We start from the raw sequence: 17,680 nt of genomic DNA, 5'->3' as shown, positions 1-17,680 counted from the left end.
AAATGTGCGAATGCTTGACACTGGTCACACCCTTGTCATGGGCGCAGTGTGACGGCTGGCTGCATGGCAAACGTTTTCCCGGCCGCAAGGTACCAGGTAACCATCGGGTTTGGTGACTTTCGCGGACGTTCGACGCGCAGGTTTTTCAGACGAGCGGCTTGCTTAACCCAACAACCCGGCGGCGATGTTGATAGTGAACCCCAGAATCGCCGTATTGAACACGAAGCCCACCAGCGAATGCGCCAGCACCACCCGCCGCAACCCACGACCGGCGACACCCACGTCTGAGGTTTGCACCGCCACGCTGATGGTGAACGAGAAGTAGTGGAAGTCCCAGTAATCCGGGTTGCGCTCGCCATCAGCGAAGCGCAGTGGGGGTTCGTGGTTTTGCCCGGTGTAGAACAGGCGGGCGTAGTGCAGGGTGAATATGCAGCCGATCAGCAGCCAGGAACCGGCGACGGTCAGGCCAGGGTAGAGATAGTGCACGGCCAGGGCCGTGCCTTGCAGGCCGCGGCTGGAGACCAGTTGCAGGGTGACCGCGGCAAGGCTGGCGATGGCGGCGATGCACACGGTCAGCAGGACCAGGCCTGCGTTCTCGTCTTCGACGCCGGCGACCTTGCGGACCTTTTCCGGGCTGGCTGTCCAGCTCAGGTAGAGCACCAGCAGCAGGTACAGCCACACCCCCAGGTTCCAGCCAGCGAGGATGTGCTGCACGGTATCACCGGCGGGGATCAGCCAGGCGCCGGCGAGGCCGACTGCAGCGGCGATGCTCAGGCGAGGGTGTGTGCGGGTCAGACGATGGAAAGCCATGGAGCCTCGTTCACAAGGGGTATGGCTTGTACTCTAGACCGTCATAGGGTTGGGCGGGATGCGCAATACCCTGCAGGGCCTGGGGTTTCTTTGATGCCCCCATCGCACGGCATTGCAACTCTCAGTACACTGCACGTTCCAACACCAACATCCGTTGAACTCGAGGTTTTTGCATGACGCTCAGTCCTTTGGCAGGCAAGCCGGCTCCGGCCAGCGTGCTGGTCGATATTCCCCGGCTGCTTACCGCCTATTACACGGGCCGCCCAGACGCTGCCGTGGCGGCCCAGCGCGTGGCCTTCGGCACCTCGGGGCACCGGGGCAGTTCGCTTGAATTGAGTTTCAACGAGTATCACGTCCTGGCCATTAGCCAGGCGATCTGCCTGTACCGCCAGGAAAAAGGCATCGATGGCCCGCTGTTCATCGGCGCCGATACCCACGCCCTGTCAGCGCCGGCGACCGCCAGCGCACTGGAAGTGCTGGCCGCCAACGGCGTGCAGGTGATGCTGTCCAAGGATGACGAATACACGCCTACGCCGGCGGTTTCCCACGCCATCCTCTGTCACAACCGCGGCCGCACGCAGGGCCTGGCTGACGGTATTGTCATCACCCCGTCGCACAACCCGCCGCAAAGCGGTGGCTTCAAGTACAACCCGCCCAACGGCGGCCCGGCCGACAGCGACGTGACCAAGTGGATCGAGGGCAAGGCCAACGAGCTGCTGGCGGCTAACCTGGCGGGCGTCAAGCGCATGGACCATGCCCAGGCGCTGCAGGCGCCGACCACCCACCGCCACGATTACGTCAGCAACTATGTGGCCGACCTGGAAAACGTCATCGATTTCGATGTCATCCGTGGCGCCGGGTTGCGCCTGGGCGTCGACCCGCTGGGCGGGGCAGGGGTACGCTACTGGTCGGCCATTGCCAAGCACTACCAGCTGGACCTGGAAGTGGTGAACACCGAGGTCGACCCGACCTTCCGCTTCATGACCGTCGACTGGGACGGCCAGATCCGCATGGACCCTTCCTCGCCGTATGCCATGCAGGGCCTGATAGGCCTGCGCGAGCGCTTTGACGTGGCCTTCGCCTGCGACCCGGACCACGACCGCCACGGCATCGTCACCCCTGACGGCCTGCTGCAACCCAACAACTACCTCGCCGTGGCCATCGACTACCTGTTCCGCCACCGCCCGCAGTGGCGCAGTGACGCCGCCGTGGGCAAGACCGTGGTCTCCAGCGGCCTGATCGACCGCGTTACCCAACGGCTGGGCCGCGATCTGTATGAGGTGCCGGTGGGCTTCAAGTTCTTCGCCCAGGGCCTGTTCGACGGTTCGCTCGGTTTTGGTGGCGAAGAAAGTGCAGGGGCTTCGTTCCTGCGCCGCGATGGCTCGGTGTGGGCCACCGACAAGGACGGGTTGATCCCGGCCTTGCTGGCCGCCGAAATGACCGCCCGTACCGGGCGTAACCCGAGCCAGGCTTATGCCGACCTGACCGAGGCGCTGGGCAAGCCGTTCGCCACCCGTGTCGAGGCCAAGGCCGATGCGCGGCAGAAGGCGTTGCTGAGCAAGCTGGCGCCGGAGCAGGTGAAGTCGACAGAACTGGCCGGTGAGCCGATCGTGCAGATCCTCAGCCACGCCCCAGGCAATGGCCAGGCGATTGGCGGGCTTAAGGTGATGACTGCCAATGGCTGGTTCGCCGCGCGCCCGTCGGGTACTGAAGACATCTACAAGATCTACGCCGAAAGCTTTATCGACGAGGCGCATTTGCAGCGTCTGGTGCAGGAAGCACAAGTGCTGGTCGATGAAGCCATTGCCTGACCGGTAACAAACCGCTTGGTTCTGTGGTGTGATGTAAATTAGAATTAATCTTATTTACTCCGCCGCAGGACCCTCCTCATGATCGACGCCGCGCCGCCACCGGAGCCTGGCCTGCCTGCCCTGTACCGGGAGCATCGCGGCTGGCTTGAAGCCTGGCTGCGCCGGCGTATGGGCAATGCCTGGGATGCCGCCGACCTCAGCCAGGATACTTTTCTGCGCATTCTGGCCAGCGCCCAGCCGCTGGCAGACATACGCGAACCGCGTGCCTACCTGCTGACCGTGGGCAAGCGTTTGCTCAGCAACTTCCACCAGCGACGTAGCCTGGAGCAGGCCTACCTTGATGCCTTGGCGCAGTTGCCCGAGCAACACGTGCCGTCGCCAGAACAGCGCTGGGTACTGCTCGAAACCCTGCAAGCACTGGATGAATTGCTCGACGGCCTCAAGCCGGCGATACGCAAGGCCTTTCTCTGGAGCCAGCTGGAAGGCTTGGGCTACGCCGAAATTGGCCAGCGCCTGGGCGTCTGCCAGCGCTCGGTGAAACGCTACATGGCGCAGGCGTACGAACATTGCCTGTTGGCCGAGTTGCAATGAGCCCCCACCCCCCAGAAACCCGCGAGGCGCTGCGTGCTGCAGCCCGTTGGCTGGCATTGCTGGATTCTGGCGACGCAAGCGAATCTGACCTGCTGCGTCTGGCGCAATGGCGCGCCAGCAGTCACCTGCACGAAGACGCCTGGCAAAAGGCATCGCTGCTGCGAGCGCGGTTTGCCGGGTTGCCCGGCGCATTGGCGATGGCCGCCCTGGATCGTCCGGATGCCGGTCGTCGGGCTCTGCTCAAACAAGCCCTGGGTGTGTCGGCGTTGTTGCCGGTGGCCTGGCTGGTGAGCCGTGAGCTGTTGCTGGATGCCTGGACCGCCGACATGCGCACCGCAGTCGGGGAGCGCAGGCAGGCACTGCTGAGCGACGGCACCTTGTTGCAGTTGAACACCGACAGTGCGGTCGATATCGAGCTGGGTGCAGGCCGCGTGGCACTGCTGCGCGGTGAAGTGGCCGTCAGCGTGCCCGCTAACCTGAGCCTCACCTTGCAGGTGCCTTACGGCCGGGTGGTGCTCAGTGAGGGCGAGGCGTGCCTGCGCCTGCTTGATGAGGCCTGCCGGGTGTCGGCGATCAAGGGTTTAGTCAGCCTGCAGCCGTTGCGTGGATCTGCCGTGATGCTACAGGCCGGCCAACAGGCCAGTTTGCAGGCGGCTGGCGTTGGCCCTGTCAAAGCCCTCGACGCATGGCAACTGGGCTGGCGCGAAGGTGCGCTACGGCTGGACGACCGCCCACTGGGCGAGTTGCTGCACGAACTGCGCAGGTATCGCCCCGGCGTACTGCGCTGGGCACCAGAACTGGAGCGCTTGCGTGTTACCGGCACGTTCCGCCTTGACGACACCGACCGGGTGTTGGCCCTGCTCGCCGCCAGCCTGCCGTTGCAAGTGCAGACCCGCACGCGTTATTGGGTGAGCCTGACCGCACGAGAAAATCGAGCATGAGGCTGTCCCCTTTTTTTCACTCGCCGGTCATTACCGGTAGGAGAAAATAAAAGGGGAGCCTTGTTCAATGCCTGCAGTAAAATCCTGCCGCCTGCGCCCACTGGCGCGCGCAGCACATCCATTGTTCGCGATGAGCCTGCTGTTGTGTGCACCCGCATGGGCCGATGAGCCGGCCCGGCGTACGTTCCAGGTGGCGCCAGCCAGCCTGGGTGCCGCCTTGACCCATTTCGCCGACCAGGCCGGTGTCAGCCTTTCGCTCGACCCGGCATTGGTAGAGGGCCGGCAAAGTAACGGCTTGTCCGGTCGTTACAGTGTCGATGAAGGCTTCAGCCAGTTGCTGCGCAGTAGCGGCTTGCAGGCGCTACCGGTGGGTGAGGGGGCCTTCACCCTGATGCCAGCCCCCCAGGCCAGTGGCGCGCTGGAAATCGCCCCCACCAGCATCGTCGGCGGCCTGGCCGCAGGCAACGAAACGCAGCCGTATGCCGGTGGCCAAGTGGCACGCCAGGGCGCGCAAGGCTTGCTCGGTTCGCGCGACTTCATGGAAACCCCGTTCAGCATCACCAGCTACACCAGCGAACTGGTCAAGAACCAGCAGGCGCGCACCTTGGGCGAGCTGATTGCCAGCGACCCTTCGGTGCGTGCTACCAACCCGGCGGGCGGGCGTTTCGAGCAGTTCACCATTCGCGGCTTCAGCCTGTTCAACAGTGATGTGGCCTACAACGGTCTCTATGGCATCTTGCCGACCTATTCGATCGACATGGAAATGGCCGACTGGGTAGACATCATCAAAGGCCCCAGCCAGTTGATCAACGGCATATCGCCGCGTGGCAGCGTGGGCGGCGGTATCAACGTGCAGCCCAAGCGAGCCGCTGACAAGCCGATCACCGAATTCACCGGCAGCTACGCCTCGGCCGGCCAGGCTGGCGGCGCAGTGGACATCGGCCGTCGCTTTGGTGAAGGCCAGCAGTTCGGCGTGCGCTTCAATGGCGTGAAGCAGGCCGGTGATACCGAATGGGACCACCAGCGCGTCGACCGTGAAATGGCGGTGCTGGGCCTGGATTTTCGAGGCGAGCGCCTGCGTCTCTCGGCAGACCTTGGCCACACCGAACGCGACACCGACGCCCCGCAGGAGCGTGTGCTGGTCGGTGCCAATGCCAAGGTGCCCAATGCCAATGACGTACGTCACAACTACGCCCAGGCCTGGAGCAAGGCGCGTACCAACGACACCTTCGGTGCGCTGAACGCCGAGTACGATATCAGCGAATCGCTGCTGGCCTATGGTGCGGTCGGTGCGCGCAAGAGCAACCATGACTTCCTGCGCCATAACGTGTCGATCACCAACGATGCCGGCGACTTCACCGTGCAGCCGCGTGACTTTACCCGGGACGAGTCGGTGCGCACCGCCATGGCCGGTTTACGTCACTGGTTCCATACCGGGCCGGTCAGCCACGAGCTGAACCTGGCCGCCACCTATTACTACATGGACTTCACCAACGGCGGGGCGCGCTATGCCTCGGCGCCGAGCAACCTCTACAACCCGGTGGCCGCACCGACACCCGGTACGCCAACCCGCCTCGACCCCGAGGTCTACACGGAAAACCGCTTCTCCGGCGTGGCCCTGGCCGACACCCTTGGCTTTTTTGACGACCGCCTGCTGTTGACCCTGGGTGCGCGCTGGCAACGGGTGCAGGTGGATGACTGGAGCGACGGCGTCAAAGGCGATACGGGCTATGACGAAGAAAAGGTCTCGCCTTCTGGGGGCGTATTGCTCAAGGTCACCGACCAGCTCTCGTTGTACGCCAACTACATGGAGGGCCTGAGCCAAGGCAAGATCGCCCCATCGACCTCGATCAACGAAGACCAGATCTTCCCGCCGTTCACCAGCCGCCAGATCGAGGTGGGGGCCAAGTACGACCTCGGCCAGGTGGCCTTTACCGCCAGCGCCTTCCGCATTCGCCAGCCGGCCTACGAGACCAACCCCACCTCGCGGGTGTTCGGCCCCAATGGCAAGCGTGACAACCGCGGCATCGAGCTGAGTGTGTTCGGTGAACCGGTGCAGGGCGTGCGGGTGTTGGGTGGGGTGATGTATATCGACAGCGAGCTGACTGACACCGTCGGCGGTGCCTACGATGGCAACCGCGCGCCGGCCACGCCCGAATACAACGTCAATCTGGGGGCTGAATGGGACGTGCCAGGGGTGAACGGCCTAACCTTCACAGCGCGCGGCATTCACTCAAGTTCCCAGTACCTGGACCAGAACAACAGCAAGCGCATCGATGGCTGGGAGCGTTATGACCTGGGCGCACGTTACGCCTTCAAGGTGGACGCCACCGAGGTTACCTTGCGGGCCAGTGTCGAGAATGTGCTCGATGATCGCTACTGGAGCTCGGCGGGGGCGTCGGATGACAGTGAGCCGGGGTTGACCCTGTCTACGCCGCGGACCTATTTGCTCTCGGCCACGGTCGGCTTTTAAACCGGACCCTTGTATACCTACCCAGCGGGAGCGGGTGCGACCGGGAATCAGGCGACTCGGTGGGGCGGTTGCGTAGATGATCAGCCCGGCGCAAGCGCCCGCCCCAGCTTCTGCGCCTGCCCCTGCAACACCCGCATCAACTGCACCGCTGCATGCGAGGGCGGCTCGAAGCGCGAATAGACGAAGCTGATATCGAAGTGAATCTCATCGGCCAACGGCACCACCGCGAGCCCGCTGTCCTGTGCAACGAACTCGTCGATCACGCTGATGCCCATGCCTTGCTTGACCAACGCCACAGCCTCGTTGGCATTGGTGAACGACAACAGTGATTTCAGCTGTAGCCCGCGGCGCCCGATGTGTTCGGCCAACAGCTTGCCAAACGGCATGTCGGGCCGGAACAGCAGCAACGCATGGCCCTCCAGCTGCTGCAAGGTCAGCGCGGGCTGACCGGCCAAAGGGTGACCCGGCGGCATCACCACCACCATGCGTCCACGCATGAACGCTTGCGAATGCAGGTGGTCGTGCACCACCGGCAGGGCGGCGATCGACAGGTCGACCTTCTTCGACAGGATCTGATTGGGCATTTCGCCCATCAACGAGGTTTGCCACTCGATATTCAGTGACGGTGATTCACGCTTGAGCTGGGCCAGGGCCATCGGGATCACCACCGTGGACAACGATGCACTGCACGAGATACGCAACTTGCGCTGGCCGCCAGCGCCCAGCGCGAGGGCGCATTCGTTGACCTGCAACGCTGCCTGGTACACCCGCTCGACCTCGCGAAACAGCACCTGCGCTTCGGCCGTCGGCACCAGGCGGTTATTGACGCGCTCGAACAGCGGGTAGGCCAGGCGCGCTTCGATGTACTGGATCAGCTTGCTCACCGCCGGCTGCGACACATACAGCAATTTGGCCGCCGCGCTGATCGAGCCCGTCAGCATCACCGCCCTGAACACTTCCATGTGCCGCAGCTTGAACACCATGGGGCTTGCGTCCGCGCCTTCGTTGCCAAGCAGCATGTGTATTACCTTCGGTTATGGTTTTCGCCATCTGGGCATGAGCGTCAAAGCCGGCCACACAGTATCGTGAACCCCAGCCTAATCGCCCTTGCGGCGCACAATAACAAGATCTGCAGACAAGCGCAGTGGCGCTTGACGGGAGTGCTGGGTGAACATATTTGACGAAGCGAAGATCGATTGCCATAACCATTTGTTTGACCCTCCCCGTTTCCCCTATCACCCCGACGCACCCTATGCGCCCTCCGGCCAGGAGGTCGCCACCCAGGCGCAGTTCACCCGGGTGATGGACGCTTACGGCGTGCAACATGCCTTGCTGGTGGGCCCCAACAGCGGCTACCACACCGACAACCGCTGCCTGCTGCATGCCTTGGCCAGCGGGCAGGGGCGGTTCAAGGGGGTGGCGGTGGTCAAGGCGGACATCAACCTTGATGCGCTGGCGGCCTTGCAGGCGCAAGGCGTGGTGGGTATCGCCTTCAACCCCGCGCTGTACGGGGTAGCCAGCCTCAAGGGCGTTGACGGGCTGTTCGGCAAGCTCGCCGAGCTTGGCCTGTTCGCCCAGCTGCAGGTGTGTGACGACCAGTTGCTGGACCTGCACGGCCTGCTGCAAGGCTCGCAGGCTCGTCTGTTGATTGACCATTGCGGCCGCCCGGATGTCGCTGCCGGTGTGCAGCAGGTCGGCTTCCAGGCGTTGCTGCGGCTGGCCGACAGTGGCCGCGCCTGCGTGAAGCTGTCAGGCATGCAGAAGTTTGCCGCAGCGGATGCCTTGTTCGAACAGAGCTGTGCATACGTGCAGGCCCTGCTCGAAGCCTTTGGCGCCCAAGCCTGTGTGTGGGGTTCGGACTGGCCGTTCATTCGCCAGCCCGCGCGGGTGGACTACGGCCCGCTGCTGAAGCTGGCCGAGCGCCTGATGCCAGATGCCCGGCTGCGCCGCACAGTGATGTGGGACACCCCTCGGCGATTGTTCGGGTTTGCCTAGCCCCTCCGTTGTGTGCCCTTCCAACAACAAGCGCGCAATCCTGATGAACACTGAACAGAACACCCGTCCCGGGCGGCATCCTCCATGGCCTGGAGGATCGTCTCGGCTAGCGCCCCAAAAGGCATGTGACCTGCGTCGCTTGCCGGATATTCCTTCTGTCGAAAATGGAGCTGAACAATGAGCCAGTACCTGCAAGGCCAAACCGCTATCGTCACCGGTGGCATGCGTGGCATCGGCCTGGCGATTGCCCGCCGCTTGCATGTCGCCGGCGCCCAGGTGGTGATCTGGGACCTTGCCGTCGATGGCTGGAGCAGTACGGAAAACGGCTTCGAGCCGGTGCTGCGCCAGGCAGTGGATGTGTCGTCGCTGGCCTCGGTGGAGGCGGCTTTTGCCCAGACGCTGGCGCGTTTGGGGCAGGTGCAGATTTTGGTCAACAATGCCGGCATCAACGGCCCGGTGGTGGCGTCTTGGGAGTACCCGCCAGAGGCCTGGGACAAGGTCATCGCCATCGACCTGAACGGTGTGTTCTATTGCTGCCGCACCGCCATCGCGCACATGCGTGAGCGCGGCTACGGGCGCATCGTCAATATCGCCTCCATGGCCGGCAAGGAGGGTGTGCAGTACATCTCGGGCTATTCGGCAGCCAAGGCCGGGGTCATCGCTTTCACCAAGGCGGCAGCCAAGGAGCTGGCGCAGGATGGCGTGCTGCTCAACTGCGTGGCACCGGCGATGGTCGAGACGCCGCTGATGGCCGAGATGACGGCCGAGCATATTGCCGCGAGCAAGGCCAAGATCCCCATGGGGCGCTTCCTCAAGGCCGAGGAGATTGCCAACATGGTCAGCTGGATCGCCGGGCCTGAGTGCAGCTTTACCACTGGCTTTGTGTTTGACCTCAGCGGCGGGAGGGCGACCTACTGAATGGACTGGGTGTGGTACGCCCAATGGCGTTGGAGCTGCGCCGGGTAGCCAGCCACGCGCGAACTGCGGGCGACGTGTCAGCGTGGAACTGTCGTCCGTTGGCGTGCCCGCACCTCAGCGCTTGCACGCTGCGGCACAGGCAACCCAGGCGTGGCTGGACGGCAGGTGGCAGTCACCACCCGCCATTCAGGCCTGCGGTCATTGCTGATCGGGTACCACGGCGATCACGTCGATCTCCATCAGCCACTCGGCCTGGGCCAACCCGGCTACCACCAACCCGGTGGAAATCGGGAACACGCCCTTGAGCCACTTGCCCACCTCCTTGTACACCGGCTCGCGGAAACGCGGGTCGGTGATGTAGGTGGTGGTCTTGACGATGTGCGACAGGTCCGAGCCGGCTTCTTCAAGCAGTTGCTTGACGTTCTTCATCGCCTGTTCGGTTTGTGCGCGCGGGTCACCCAGGCCCACCAGCTTGCCTTCGAAGTCGGTACCGACCTGGCCGCGCACGTAGATGGTATTGCCCGCCCGCACGGCCTGACACAAGTCGTTGTCCAGGGTCTGGTTGGGGTAGGTTTCCTTGGTGTTGAACATGCGGATGCGAGTATGGGTAGGCATCAGTGGGCTCCGAGGGTGCTGACATTGCTGATCTTGGCGGTTTGCTGCTCATCCGCTGCGCGTTGCTCGCGGTCGCGGTAGGCGGTGTAGGTGCGTTGTGTGGCGATGTGGCCGGCGACGTGCTTGGCGTCGTGCCACACCCCCCAGATGAACGATGAACCACGGCGCGACAACCACGGCAGGCCGAGGAAGTACACGCCCGGCTCACGGGCCACACCACGCTGGTGCTGGGGCTTGCCGTTGGCATCGAAGGTGTCTACCTGCAGCCAGCTGAAATCCACGCCGTAACCGGTGGCCCAGATGATGCTGCTGACGCCGGCCTTGGCCAGGTCCAGCTGCTGCAGCGGGTTGCGCATGCACTCCGGGTCGGCCAGGCGCTGGCGGGCTTCGGGCTCTTCCGGCAGGTCCAGGCCGTTGCGTTCGATGTAGGCATCGGCCGCATCCAGCAGGGCCAGGTAGTTTTCGTCTCCTCGGTTGATGTTCTCGACCAGGTTGTCCTGGAAGTGCGCGACGCCGTTTTCGAACGACTGGGTCAGGCCGACCAGGGTCATGCCCTGGTGGGCGAGGGCACGGAAGTCCACGGTGTGGCCTCCACGGGCGCCGCTGACTGCGATGGTCACATGCTCGCGACCGGGCTTGGCAATTTCCGCGTCCCACTCGCCCAGCACGCCCAGCCACCAGCAGAAGTCGCGGTTGCGGTAGGCACGCGGCGGGCGGTCGTGGGCGCCGACCGACAGGTACACCTGGCGTCCGGCGCGCATCAGCTCTTCGGCAATCTGCACGCCGGAAGAGCCGGCACCGACCACCAGTACCGCGCCTTCAGGCAACTGCTCTGGGTTGAAGTAAGCGGCGGAATGAATCTGGTGCAGGTTGCTGTCTTTCGGCGCGATGGCCGGGATCACTGGTTTCTGGAACGGGCCGGTGGCGGCGACTACGCGATTGGCGCGAATCACGCCTTCACTGGTGTCGATGGTGAAGCCAGGGCGGTCGCTGTTACGCACCACGCGCTTCACCTCAATGCCGGTGCGCACGGGCAGGTTGTACTTGCGTACGTACTGCTCGAAGTAGTCGGCCACCTGGTCCTTGCCGGCGAATGCATCGGCGTCGAGGTTGAATTCCAGCCCCGGGAAGCGGTCGTGCCAGGCCGGGCCGTTGGCGACCAACGAGTCCCAGCGGCCGGTACGCCAGGCCTGTGCGATGCGGTTGCGCTCCAGTACCAGGTGCGGCACGCCAAGCTTGCTCAGGTGTTCGCTCATGGCCACGCCGGCCTGGCCGGCGCCGACGACGAGGGTGTCGATTTCGAGGTTGTTCAGTGTCATGTCCGAGCCCTTGTTCAGGCGGTTATTGTCAGGTCGGTTTGGAGGACCGCCGTTGCCTGGAGCCAGACTAGGGATGCCGTGGAAATGGCGAAAATAGTATTTAGCTGGTGCTTGCCGATAAAACGGCGAAGGCCTTGATTTCTCTGGCCTGTGGGGCAGGTTGGCCGGGTGGGTGACGTGGTTTTTCGAGCGGGTGCGAAGGGCGGGCCCCTGAGCATAGTTTTTTCCTGCCTACCCCCTCGGAAAAAGGTCGTTTCGCCCGCCCGAAGGTTCCACTCAGAATGCCGTGTATCGCACAGCACAACAGGAACCATGACATGACGTTCTCCATCATTGGTCGTTGCCAGGAAACCGGCCAGGTCGGTATTGCCATCAGCTCGTCGAGCATCGCCGTGGGTGCCCGTTGCCCCTGGGTGCGTGCCGGTGTGGGCGCAGTCTCGACCCAGAACATCACCCTGCCGGCGCTGGGCCCGCAGATTCTCGATACCCTGGAGCATGGCCAGTTGCCGCCCGCCGCTGCGCTGGACAGGGTGCTCAGTGCCAATGGCTGGAGCGAGTACCGCCAGGTCACGGTGATCGACAGCCACGGCCAGGTGGCCCTGTTCACCGGGCGGGAAGCACTGGGCACACACCATGCAATGGCCGGCGAACAATGCGCGGCGGCTGGCAACCTGCTGTCCTCGACCCAGGTGATCGAAGCCATGGTGCTGGCCTTCGAGCAGGCCGGCGGCCACCTGGCCGACCGCCTGCTGGCAGCCATGCACGCGGCGATGGCCGCGGGTGGCGAAGCGGGGCCCGTGCACTCGGCGGCGCTGAAGATTGCTGGCGAGCTGACCTGGCCGCTGGTGGACCTGCGCGTCGACTGGGCCGACAGCGACCCGATCGGCGTGCTCGATGGCCTGTGGCAAGCCTATCGCCCGCAGATGCAGGATTACGTCACCCGCGCCCTCAACCCGACCGCCGCGCCAAGCTATGGGGTGCCGGGCGATGAGTGAATTTGCCAGTCGCGCACTGCTGGCCCGGCTGATCGGCTTTGCCACGGTGAGCCGCGACTCCAACCTGGCGCTGATCGGTTTTATCCGTGATTACCTGGCCGAGCTGGGGGTGGAATGCGAGCTGTTCCATAACCCGGAGGGCACCAAGGCCAACCTGTTCGCCACTGTCGGCCCCAAGGATGTTGGTGGTGTGGTGCTGTCTGGGCATACCGATGTGGTGCCGGTGGATGGCCAGGCCTGGACGGTCGAGCCGTTTGCCCTGAGTGAGCGTGACGGCCGCCTGTATGGCCGCGGCACGGCCGACATGAAAGGCTTTATCGCCTCGGTGTTGGCTGCTGTGCCCGCGTTTCTCGCGCAGCCGTTGCGCATGCCGGTACACCTGGCGTTTTCCTACGACGAAGAAGTCGGTTGCCTGGGCGTGCGCTCGATGCTGGCTGCCCTCGAAAAGCGCCCGTGTAAACCACGGCTGTGCCTGATCGGTGAACCCACCGAACTCAAACCGGTGCTGGGGCACAAGGGCAAGCTGGCAATGCGTTGCCAGGTACAGGGCGCAGCGTGCCATTCGGCGTACGCGCCGTATGGGGTGAACGCCATCGAGTATGCGGCGAAACTGATTGGCAAGTTGGGTGAAATCGGCGATGCCCTGGCACTGCCGGCTCATCACGACGAGCGCTTCGATCCGCCGTTCTCCACGGTGCAGACCGGCGTGATCAAAGGGGGCAGGGCGCTGAACATCGTGCCGGACGAGTGCGAGTTCGATTTCGAAGTGCGTGCGCTCCCAGGGTTCGAGGCGCAGGCGGTCGCCGACCAGTTGCAAACCTATGCTGAAGCCGAGTTGCTGCCGCGTATGCGCAAGGTCAATACCGCCAGCGCCATTCGCCTGGCGCCGCTGAGTGCCTATCCGGGGCTGGCGACACCGGAAGACAGCGAGGCTGCGCGGTTGGTGGCGCTACTCAGCGGTTCGGATACGTTCGGTACGGTAGCGTTTGGTACCGAAGGTGGCTTGTTCGACCAGGCGGGCATCCCCACCGTGGTGTGCGGGCCTGGCAGCATGGACCAGGGCCACAAGCCGGATGAGTTTGTCAGTGTCGAGCAGTTGCGCGGCTGTGATGCCATGCTGCTGAGGCTGGTGGACTACCTCAAACAGGCTTGAGGGTTGCGCCGGCGGATGGGGCCGCAGTGCGGCCCCGGCGGTTCAGAAGGTCGCCTTGACCTGCAGGCCGACCACGAGTGCGTTGTCGATGTCTTTGCCCGAGAACGCCCCTGGCTCGATGATGTATTGCACATCAGGGCGCAGGTTCAGCCATGGCGTGGCCTGGTAGCCGTAGCTCAGTTCGATCAACTGCTCGGCGCTGTCGATGTCCGGGAACTGCTGGCCCGCGTTGAACGCGGCATCTTCCAGCACATCGCGGCTACGCGGGTTGGGTACGGCGCGGCCGTAACCCAGTGCCACGGTATCCTTTGGGCGGCCTTCGAACGGCTTGTACAGCACCACGCCGGCGCCATACCACTTGGTGAACGGCGAAGCGGCCTTGCTCGACGCCGAGTACTGGCCGAAGGCGTGCAGGCTTCGGCCTGGGGAGGCCTGGTCGTTCCACACCGCCTGGTCGACCAGCAGGTAATGTCCACCCCGGCCGGACACTTCATCATCGCTGCCGATGCGTTTCACATCAGAGCTGTCGTAGTAGTAGCCAAGCTTGTACTCGCCTGGCAGTTCAGCCTGCAGCTTGTATACCAGTTCTACCGGTACCACGGTGCCGGTGGTGTGCTTGGGCCCCAGGTGCCAGGCGCGGCTGGAGTTGCCGTTGCTTTCGGGGTCGACGTTGAACGCCGCCACGCGCAACTGCCAGGCAGGTGACAGGTCGTACTTCACGCGCACGCCGAGGTGGGCGTTGGGGTAGTTGGTCCAGCCACTGCCGCCCGACATGTTCAGCGGGTGGCCGCAGAAGCCGGCGTTCATGAAGTTGCACAGGATACCGCTGTCCAGGCCGCCGAGGTCGTTGCCCATGGCCATGTAGCCGAGCTTGACGTTGAGCGCCGGGGTGAACAGCGTGCGCTCGTAGCTCAGCTCGGTCAGGCGGGTGTACAGGCCGCCGAAGTTTTCCTGGATTGGCAGGCGGTTGCCTACCAAGTCTTCCGAAGCGCTGTTGCCGCGGCGGTCGTTGATGGTCAGCTGGACCTTGCCGCCGTTGTCCAGGCCGTACAGTTTCGACAGGTCGAACTGCACGCCCAGCTTGACGTTCTGCGAATAGCGCGCCGAACGGTGCAGGCCACCGTGGGCGTTGTAGGCGGTTTCACCGCTGTAGTCGCCGGTGATCTTGACGCCGTCTTCTTCGAGTTGATGGCGCAGGCCGCCCCAGTCACCGGTCAGGGTGCTGCGGGTCATGAGGTCGTCGTTGGCAAGGGCGGTGGTGCTGGCCAGGGCCAGCAGCAGGGTGGGGGTGATGCGAATTGCGGATGGCATTACAGAATCTCGGATTGTCTTTGAGGGGCATTCGCGGGCAAGCCCGCTCCTACAGGGGCCTTGTAGGAGCGGGCTTGCCCGCGAAGCAGGCGACGCGGTCTTACGGCAGAGCGTAAGAAATCACATAGTCGCCGCGGTCAGTCGACTGGCGGGCGCCGCCAGCGGTGATCACCACGTACTGCTTGCCGGTCTTCGGCGAGACGTAGGTCATCGGGCCGCCCTGGCTGCCCACGGGCAGGCGAGCCTTCCAGATTTCGTTACCGTTGCTGCTGTCGTAGGCGCGCAGGTAGAAGTCCTGGGTACCTGCGATGAACACCAGGCCGCCTTGGGTCGACAGGGTGCCGCCAAGGGTTGGCAGGCCGATCTTGATCGGCAGGTGCATGCGGATACCGAGCGGACCGGTGTCTTCAACGGTGCCGACCGGCACCTGCCAGGCCACCTGGCGGGTCTTCATGTCGATGGCGGTCAGGGTGCCGAACGGCGGTGCCTGGCATGGAATGCCGGCGACCGACAGGAAGCGGTTCTTGTTCACGGCATACGGGGTGCCCTTGAGCGGTACCGCGCCCATGCCAGTGTTCAGTGCTTCGCCACCGGAAGCCGCGCCACCTTTGTTCTGCGACGGGATCATCTGGATCCACAGGCCCAGACGCATGTCGTTGACGAAGATGAAGCCATGTACCGGGTCGGTAGAAATGCTGCCCCAGTTCATGCCACCCAGCGAACCCGGGAAGCTCAGCGACAGGTCGGTACCCGGCGCGGTGTACAGGCCGTCGTAGCGCATCTTCTTGAAGTCGATGCGGCACAGCAACTGGTCATACGGGGTGGCGCCCCACATGTCCGATTCGGTCAGGGTCTGCGCGCCGATCTGCGGCATGCCCACCGACTTGGGCTGGGTAGGGGAGTACGGCTCGTTCGGGATGTTGCTTGGCTTGACCGGTACTTCGTCGACCTGGGTCAGCGGCTTGCCAGTGGCGCGGTCGAGCACGTAGATCTGCCCGGCCTTGGTGCCGATCACCACCGCAGGTACCGACTGGCCGTCGTCCTTGGTGAAGTCGATCAGGCTTGGCTGCATGGGCAGGTCGAAGTCCCAGAGGTCGTTGTGCACGGTCTGGAACACCCATTTCTGGTTGCCGGTGGTGGCGTCCAGGGCCAGCACCGAAGCGCCGTAAGTGTGGTCCAGTTTGCTGCGCTCAACGCCGTAGATGTCGGTGGAGGACGAGCCCATCGGCAGGAACACGGTGTTCATTGCCGGGTCGTAGGACATCGGTGCCCAGCTGTTCGGGGTGCTGCGCACGTAGGTCTTGTCGCCCTGCGGAGCCTGGCGATCTTCCGGGTTGCCCGGGTCGAAGGCCCAGCGCATTTCACCGGTGATCACGTCAAAACCACGGATCACGCCGCCTGGCATGTCGGTCTGGACGTTGTCGGCAACACGGCCGCCGACCACCACGGTGGTGCCGGCCATCAGCGGTGCCGAGGACAGCTGGTAGTAGGAGTCCGGGACATCACCCAGGCCTGCCTTGAGGTCGACCTGGCCGTTGTTGCCGAAGCCCTGGCAGAACTCGCCGGTGTCGGCGTCGACGGCAATCAGGCGGCCGTCGATGGTGTTGGTCAGCAGGCGACGCTGGCAGTTGGCACCGGCCGCTACGCTAACGCCGGTGATCGGCGAGCTGTTCGGCTGGGTTGGCTGGGCGATGGCTGCAGTGGCGTCGAAGTAGGCCATGCCACGGCAACGCTGCCAGACCTTGGACTGGGCGTTGATTTCGTTCTTCCACAGCTCTTTGCCGGTGTCGGCATCGAGTGCGATCAGGTTGTTGTGCGGGGTGCAGATGAACACCTTGCTGCCGATCTGCAACGGGGTGAGCTGGTCTTCGGCACCGTTGCCGTCACTGATTGCAACGTCGCCGGTTTGGTAGGTCCAGGCCACTTTCAGCTTGTTGACGTTGTCCCGGTTGATCTGGTCAAGCGCGGCGAAGCGGCTGCCACCTTCGGTGTTGCCATAGTGGGCCCAGTCTTTCTGTTCCTTGCCGGTTTCGACCGGGGTCATGCCCGGGCCTTTGCCGGTGGGGGCGACGCTTGGGTGGGCAACGAACATGTTGCCGACCGCGATCACCAGTACCACGGCCATTACCCCGGCTACGCCGTACGCACCGCGCCCGGCGCTGGCGCCGTTGGCACGCGCCAGCAGCGGGTAGACCAGCGCCACGACCATGCCGATTGCGCCGAACATGAACAGGCGCGAGAACAGCGGCCAGAACACCAGGCCCGCATCGATCAGTGCCCAGATGGCAGTACCGACCAGGAACACGGCATACAGCCAGGCGCCCGCCTTCTTGCGGCGAGCAATGAGGACACCGGCGATGGCCATGGCCAAGCCGCCGATCAGGAAGTACCAGGAACCGCCCAGACCGGCGAGCTTGACGCCGCCAGCAGCGAGGAGGAGGCCGAGCAGGGCGATGATCACGCCCAGGCCGACCAGGATGAAGTTTGTGGCGCCAGAGGCGCGCGGTGTTTCTTTCATGCCAGGGATCTCAGCAGGTGGAATGCGCGCAGTTTAAGCCCTTAGCTTGCTAATTAACAAGTTGGTACATAATTGAGCGAGGCTGATTGTCGCAGGGCTGAACTTACGAAGATGTGGCCAAAAGTATAGATAAGGTGCAGAAAAACGCATTGAACGAGGCGTTTATGACGCCTCTTCGATTTGTATTCATGCGTTGGTCGTAAGCCCAACCTTGCACGGCGTCGGGACAA

The 17,680-nt window shown here is 63.9% G+C and carries 14 protein-coding genes; 8 read left to right on the top strand and 6 right to left on the bottom strand.

The features are described 5' to 3' along the window. Positions 1-162 precede the first annotated feature (162 nt). The gene (locus tag C4Q27_RS28365) at positions 163-810 is read right to left on the bottom strand and encodes a DUF1345 domain-containing protein (protein ID WP_104887765.1); all 648 of its coding nucleotides are present in this window, start codon (positions 808-810) and stop codon (positions 163-165) included. A 173-nt stretch (positions 811-983) separates the two neighbouring features. Here C4Q27_RS28365 and pgm point away from each other — a divergent pair, with 173 nt between their 5' ends. The 4 genes from pgm (at position 984) to C4Q27_RS28345 (ending at position 6,626) form a co-directional block, all read left to right on the top strand. Beyond that, entirely contained in the window at positions 984-2,621 is a 1,638-nt protein-coding gene (pgm, locus tag C4Q27_RS28360) for a phosphoglucomutase (alpha-D-glucose-1,6-bisphosphate-dependent) (RefSeq protein ID WP_064492658.1), read from the top strand. 78 nt (positions 2,622-2,699) lie between these two features. After that, positions 2,700-3,212, top strand: coding sequence for a sigma-70 family RNA polymerase sigma factor (locus C4Q27_RS28355; protein ID WP_010954430.1), 513 nt, complete (start codon positions 2,700-2,702; stop codon positions 3,210-3,212). Further along, positions 3,209-4,153, top strand: coding sequence for a FecR domain-containing protein (locus tag C4Q27_RS28350; protein ID WP_104887764.1), 945 nt, complete (start codon positions 3,209-3,211; stop codon positions 4,151-4,153). Before C4Q27_RS28355 ends, C4Q27_RS28350 begins: the two co-directional genes overlap by 4 nt. 67 nt (positions 4,154-4,220) lie before the next feature. Beyond that, a complete protein-coding gene (locus tag C4Q27_RS28345) occupies positions 4,221-6,626 on the top strand; it encodes a TonB-dependent receptor (protein ID WP_104887763.1) in 2,406 nt (801 codons plus the stop codon). A gap of 80 nt (positions 6,627-6,706) precedes the next feature. Here the strand turns inward: C4Q27_RS28345 and C4Q27_RS28340 are convergent, their stop codons facing one another. After that, positions 6,707-7,645, bottom strand: coding sequence for a LysR family transcriptional regulator (locus tag C4Q27_RS28340; RefSeq protein ID WP_064492655.1), 939 nt, complete (start codon positions 7,643-7,645; stop codon positions 6,707-6,709). 148 nt (positions 7,646-7,793) lie between these two features. On the opposite strand from C4Q27_RS28340, the gene C4Q27_RS28335 reads away from it, so the two are divergent. Then, complete coding sequence (locus tag C4Q27_RS28335) at positions 7,794-8,621, top strand: amidohydrolase (protein WP_104887762.1); 828 nt, start codon at positions 7,794-7,796, stop codon at positions 8,619-8,621. Positions 8,622-8,798: 177 nt separating this feature from the next. Next, positions 8,799-9,539 carry an SDR family NAD(P)-dependent oxidoreductase gene (locus C4Q27_RS28330; protein WP_064492653.1) on the top strand — a complete coding sequence of 247 codons (741 nt, stop codon included), beginning with the start codon at positions 8,799-8,801 and terminating at the stop codon, positions 9,537-9,539. A gap of 198 nt (positions 9,540-9,737) precedes the next feature. Here C4Q27_RS28330 and C4Q27_RS28325 read toward each other — a convergent pair whose 3' ends face one another. Then, positions 9,738-10,154 (bottom strand): RidA family protein, encoded by a 417-nt coding sequence (locus C4Q27_RS28325; protein WP_014590706.1) that lies wholly within the window; start codon positions 10,152-10,154, stop codon positions 9,738-9,740. Further along, entirely contained in the window at positions 10,154-11,473 is a 1,320-nt protein-coding gene (locus C4Q27_RS28320; RefSeq protein WP_104887761.1) for an NAD(P)/FAD-dependent oxidoreductase, read from the bottom strand. Before C4Q27_RS28320 ends, C4Q27_RS28325 begins: the two co-directional genes overlap by 1 nt. Before the next feature lie 317 nt (positions 11,474-11,790). Between C4Q27_RS28320 and C4Q27_RS28315 the strand changes: the two genes are divergently transcribed. Then, a complete protein-coding gene (locus C4Q27_RS28315; RefSeq protein ID WP_104887760.1) occupies positions 11,791-12,468 on the top strand; it encodes a DUF1028 domain-containing protein in 678 nt (225 codons plus the stop codon). Further along, positions 12,461-13,621, top strand: coding sequence for an acetylornithine deacetylase (gene argE / locus C4Q27_RS28310; protein ID WP_064492651.1), 1,161 nt, complete (start codon positions 12,461-12,463; stop codon positions 13,619-13,621). Before C4Q27_RS28315 ends, argE begins: the two co-directional genes overlap by 8 nt. A gap of 42 nt (positions 13,622-13,663) precedes the next feature. On the opposite strand, the gene C4Q27_RS28305 is transcribed toward argE, so the two are convergent. Together C4Q27_RS28305 and C4Q27_RS28300 are read right to left on the bottom strand one after the other, a co-directional pair. Beyond that, entirely contained in the window at positions 13,664-14,932 is a 1,269-nt protein-coding gene (locus C4Q27_RS28305; protein WP_064492650.1) for a carbohydrate porin, read from the bottom strand. A 100-nt stretch (positions 14,933-15,032) separates the two neighbouring features. Further along, positions 15,033-17,450 carry a glucose/quinate/shikimate family membrane-bound PQQ-dependent dehydrogenase gene (locus C4Q27_RS28300; protein ID WP_064492649.1) on the bottom strand — a complete coding sequence of 806 codons (2,418 nt, stop codon included), beginning with the start codon at positions 17,448-17,450 and terminating at the stop codon, positions 15,033-15,035. Between the last annotated feature and the right edge of the window lie 230 nt (positions 17,451-17,680).

The sequence above is a fragment of the Pseudomonas sp. SWI36 genome (genome assembly GCF_002948105.1).
Lineage (GTDB): Bacteria > Pseudomonadota > Gammaproteobacteria > Pseudomonadales > Pseudomonadaceae > Aquipseudomonas > Aquipseudomonas alloputida.
Note: the sequence above shows the minus strand (reverse complement) of the source record. Positions and strands in the feature narration are given on the sequence as shown.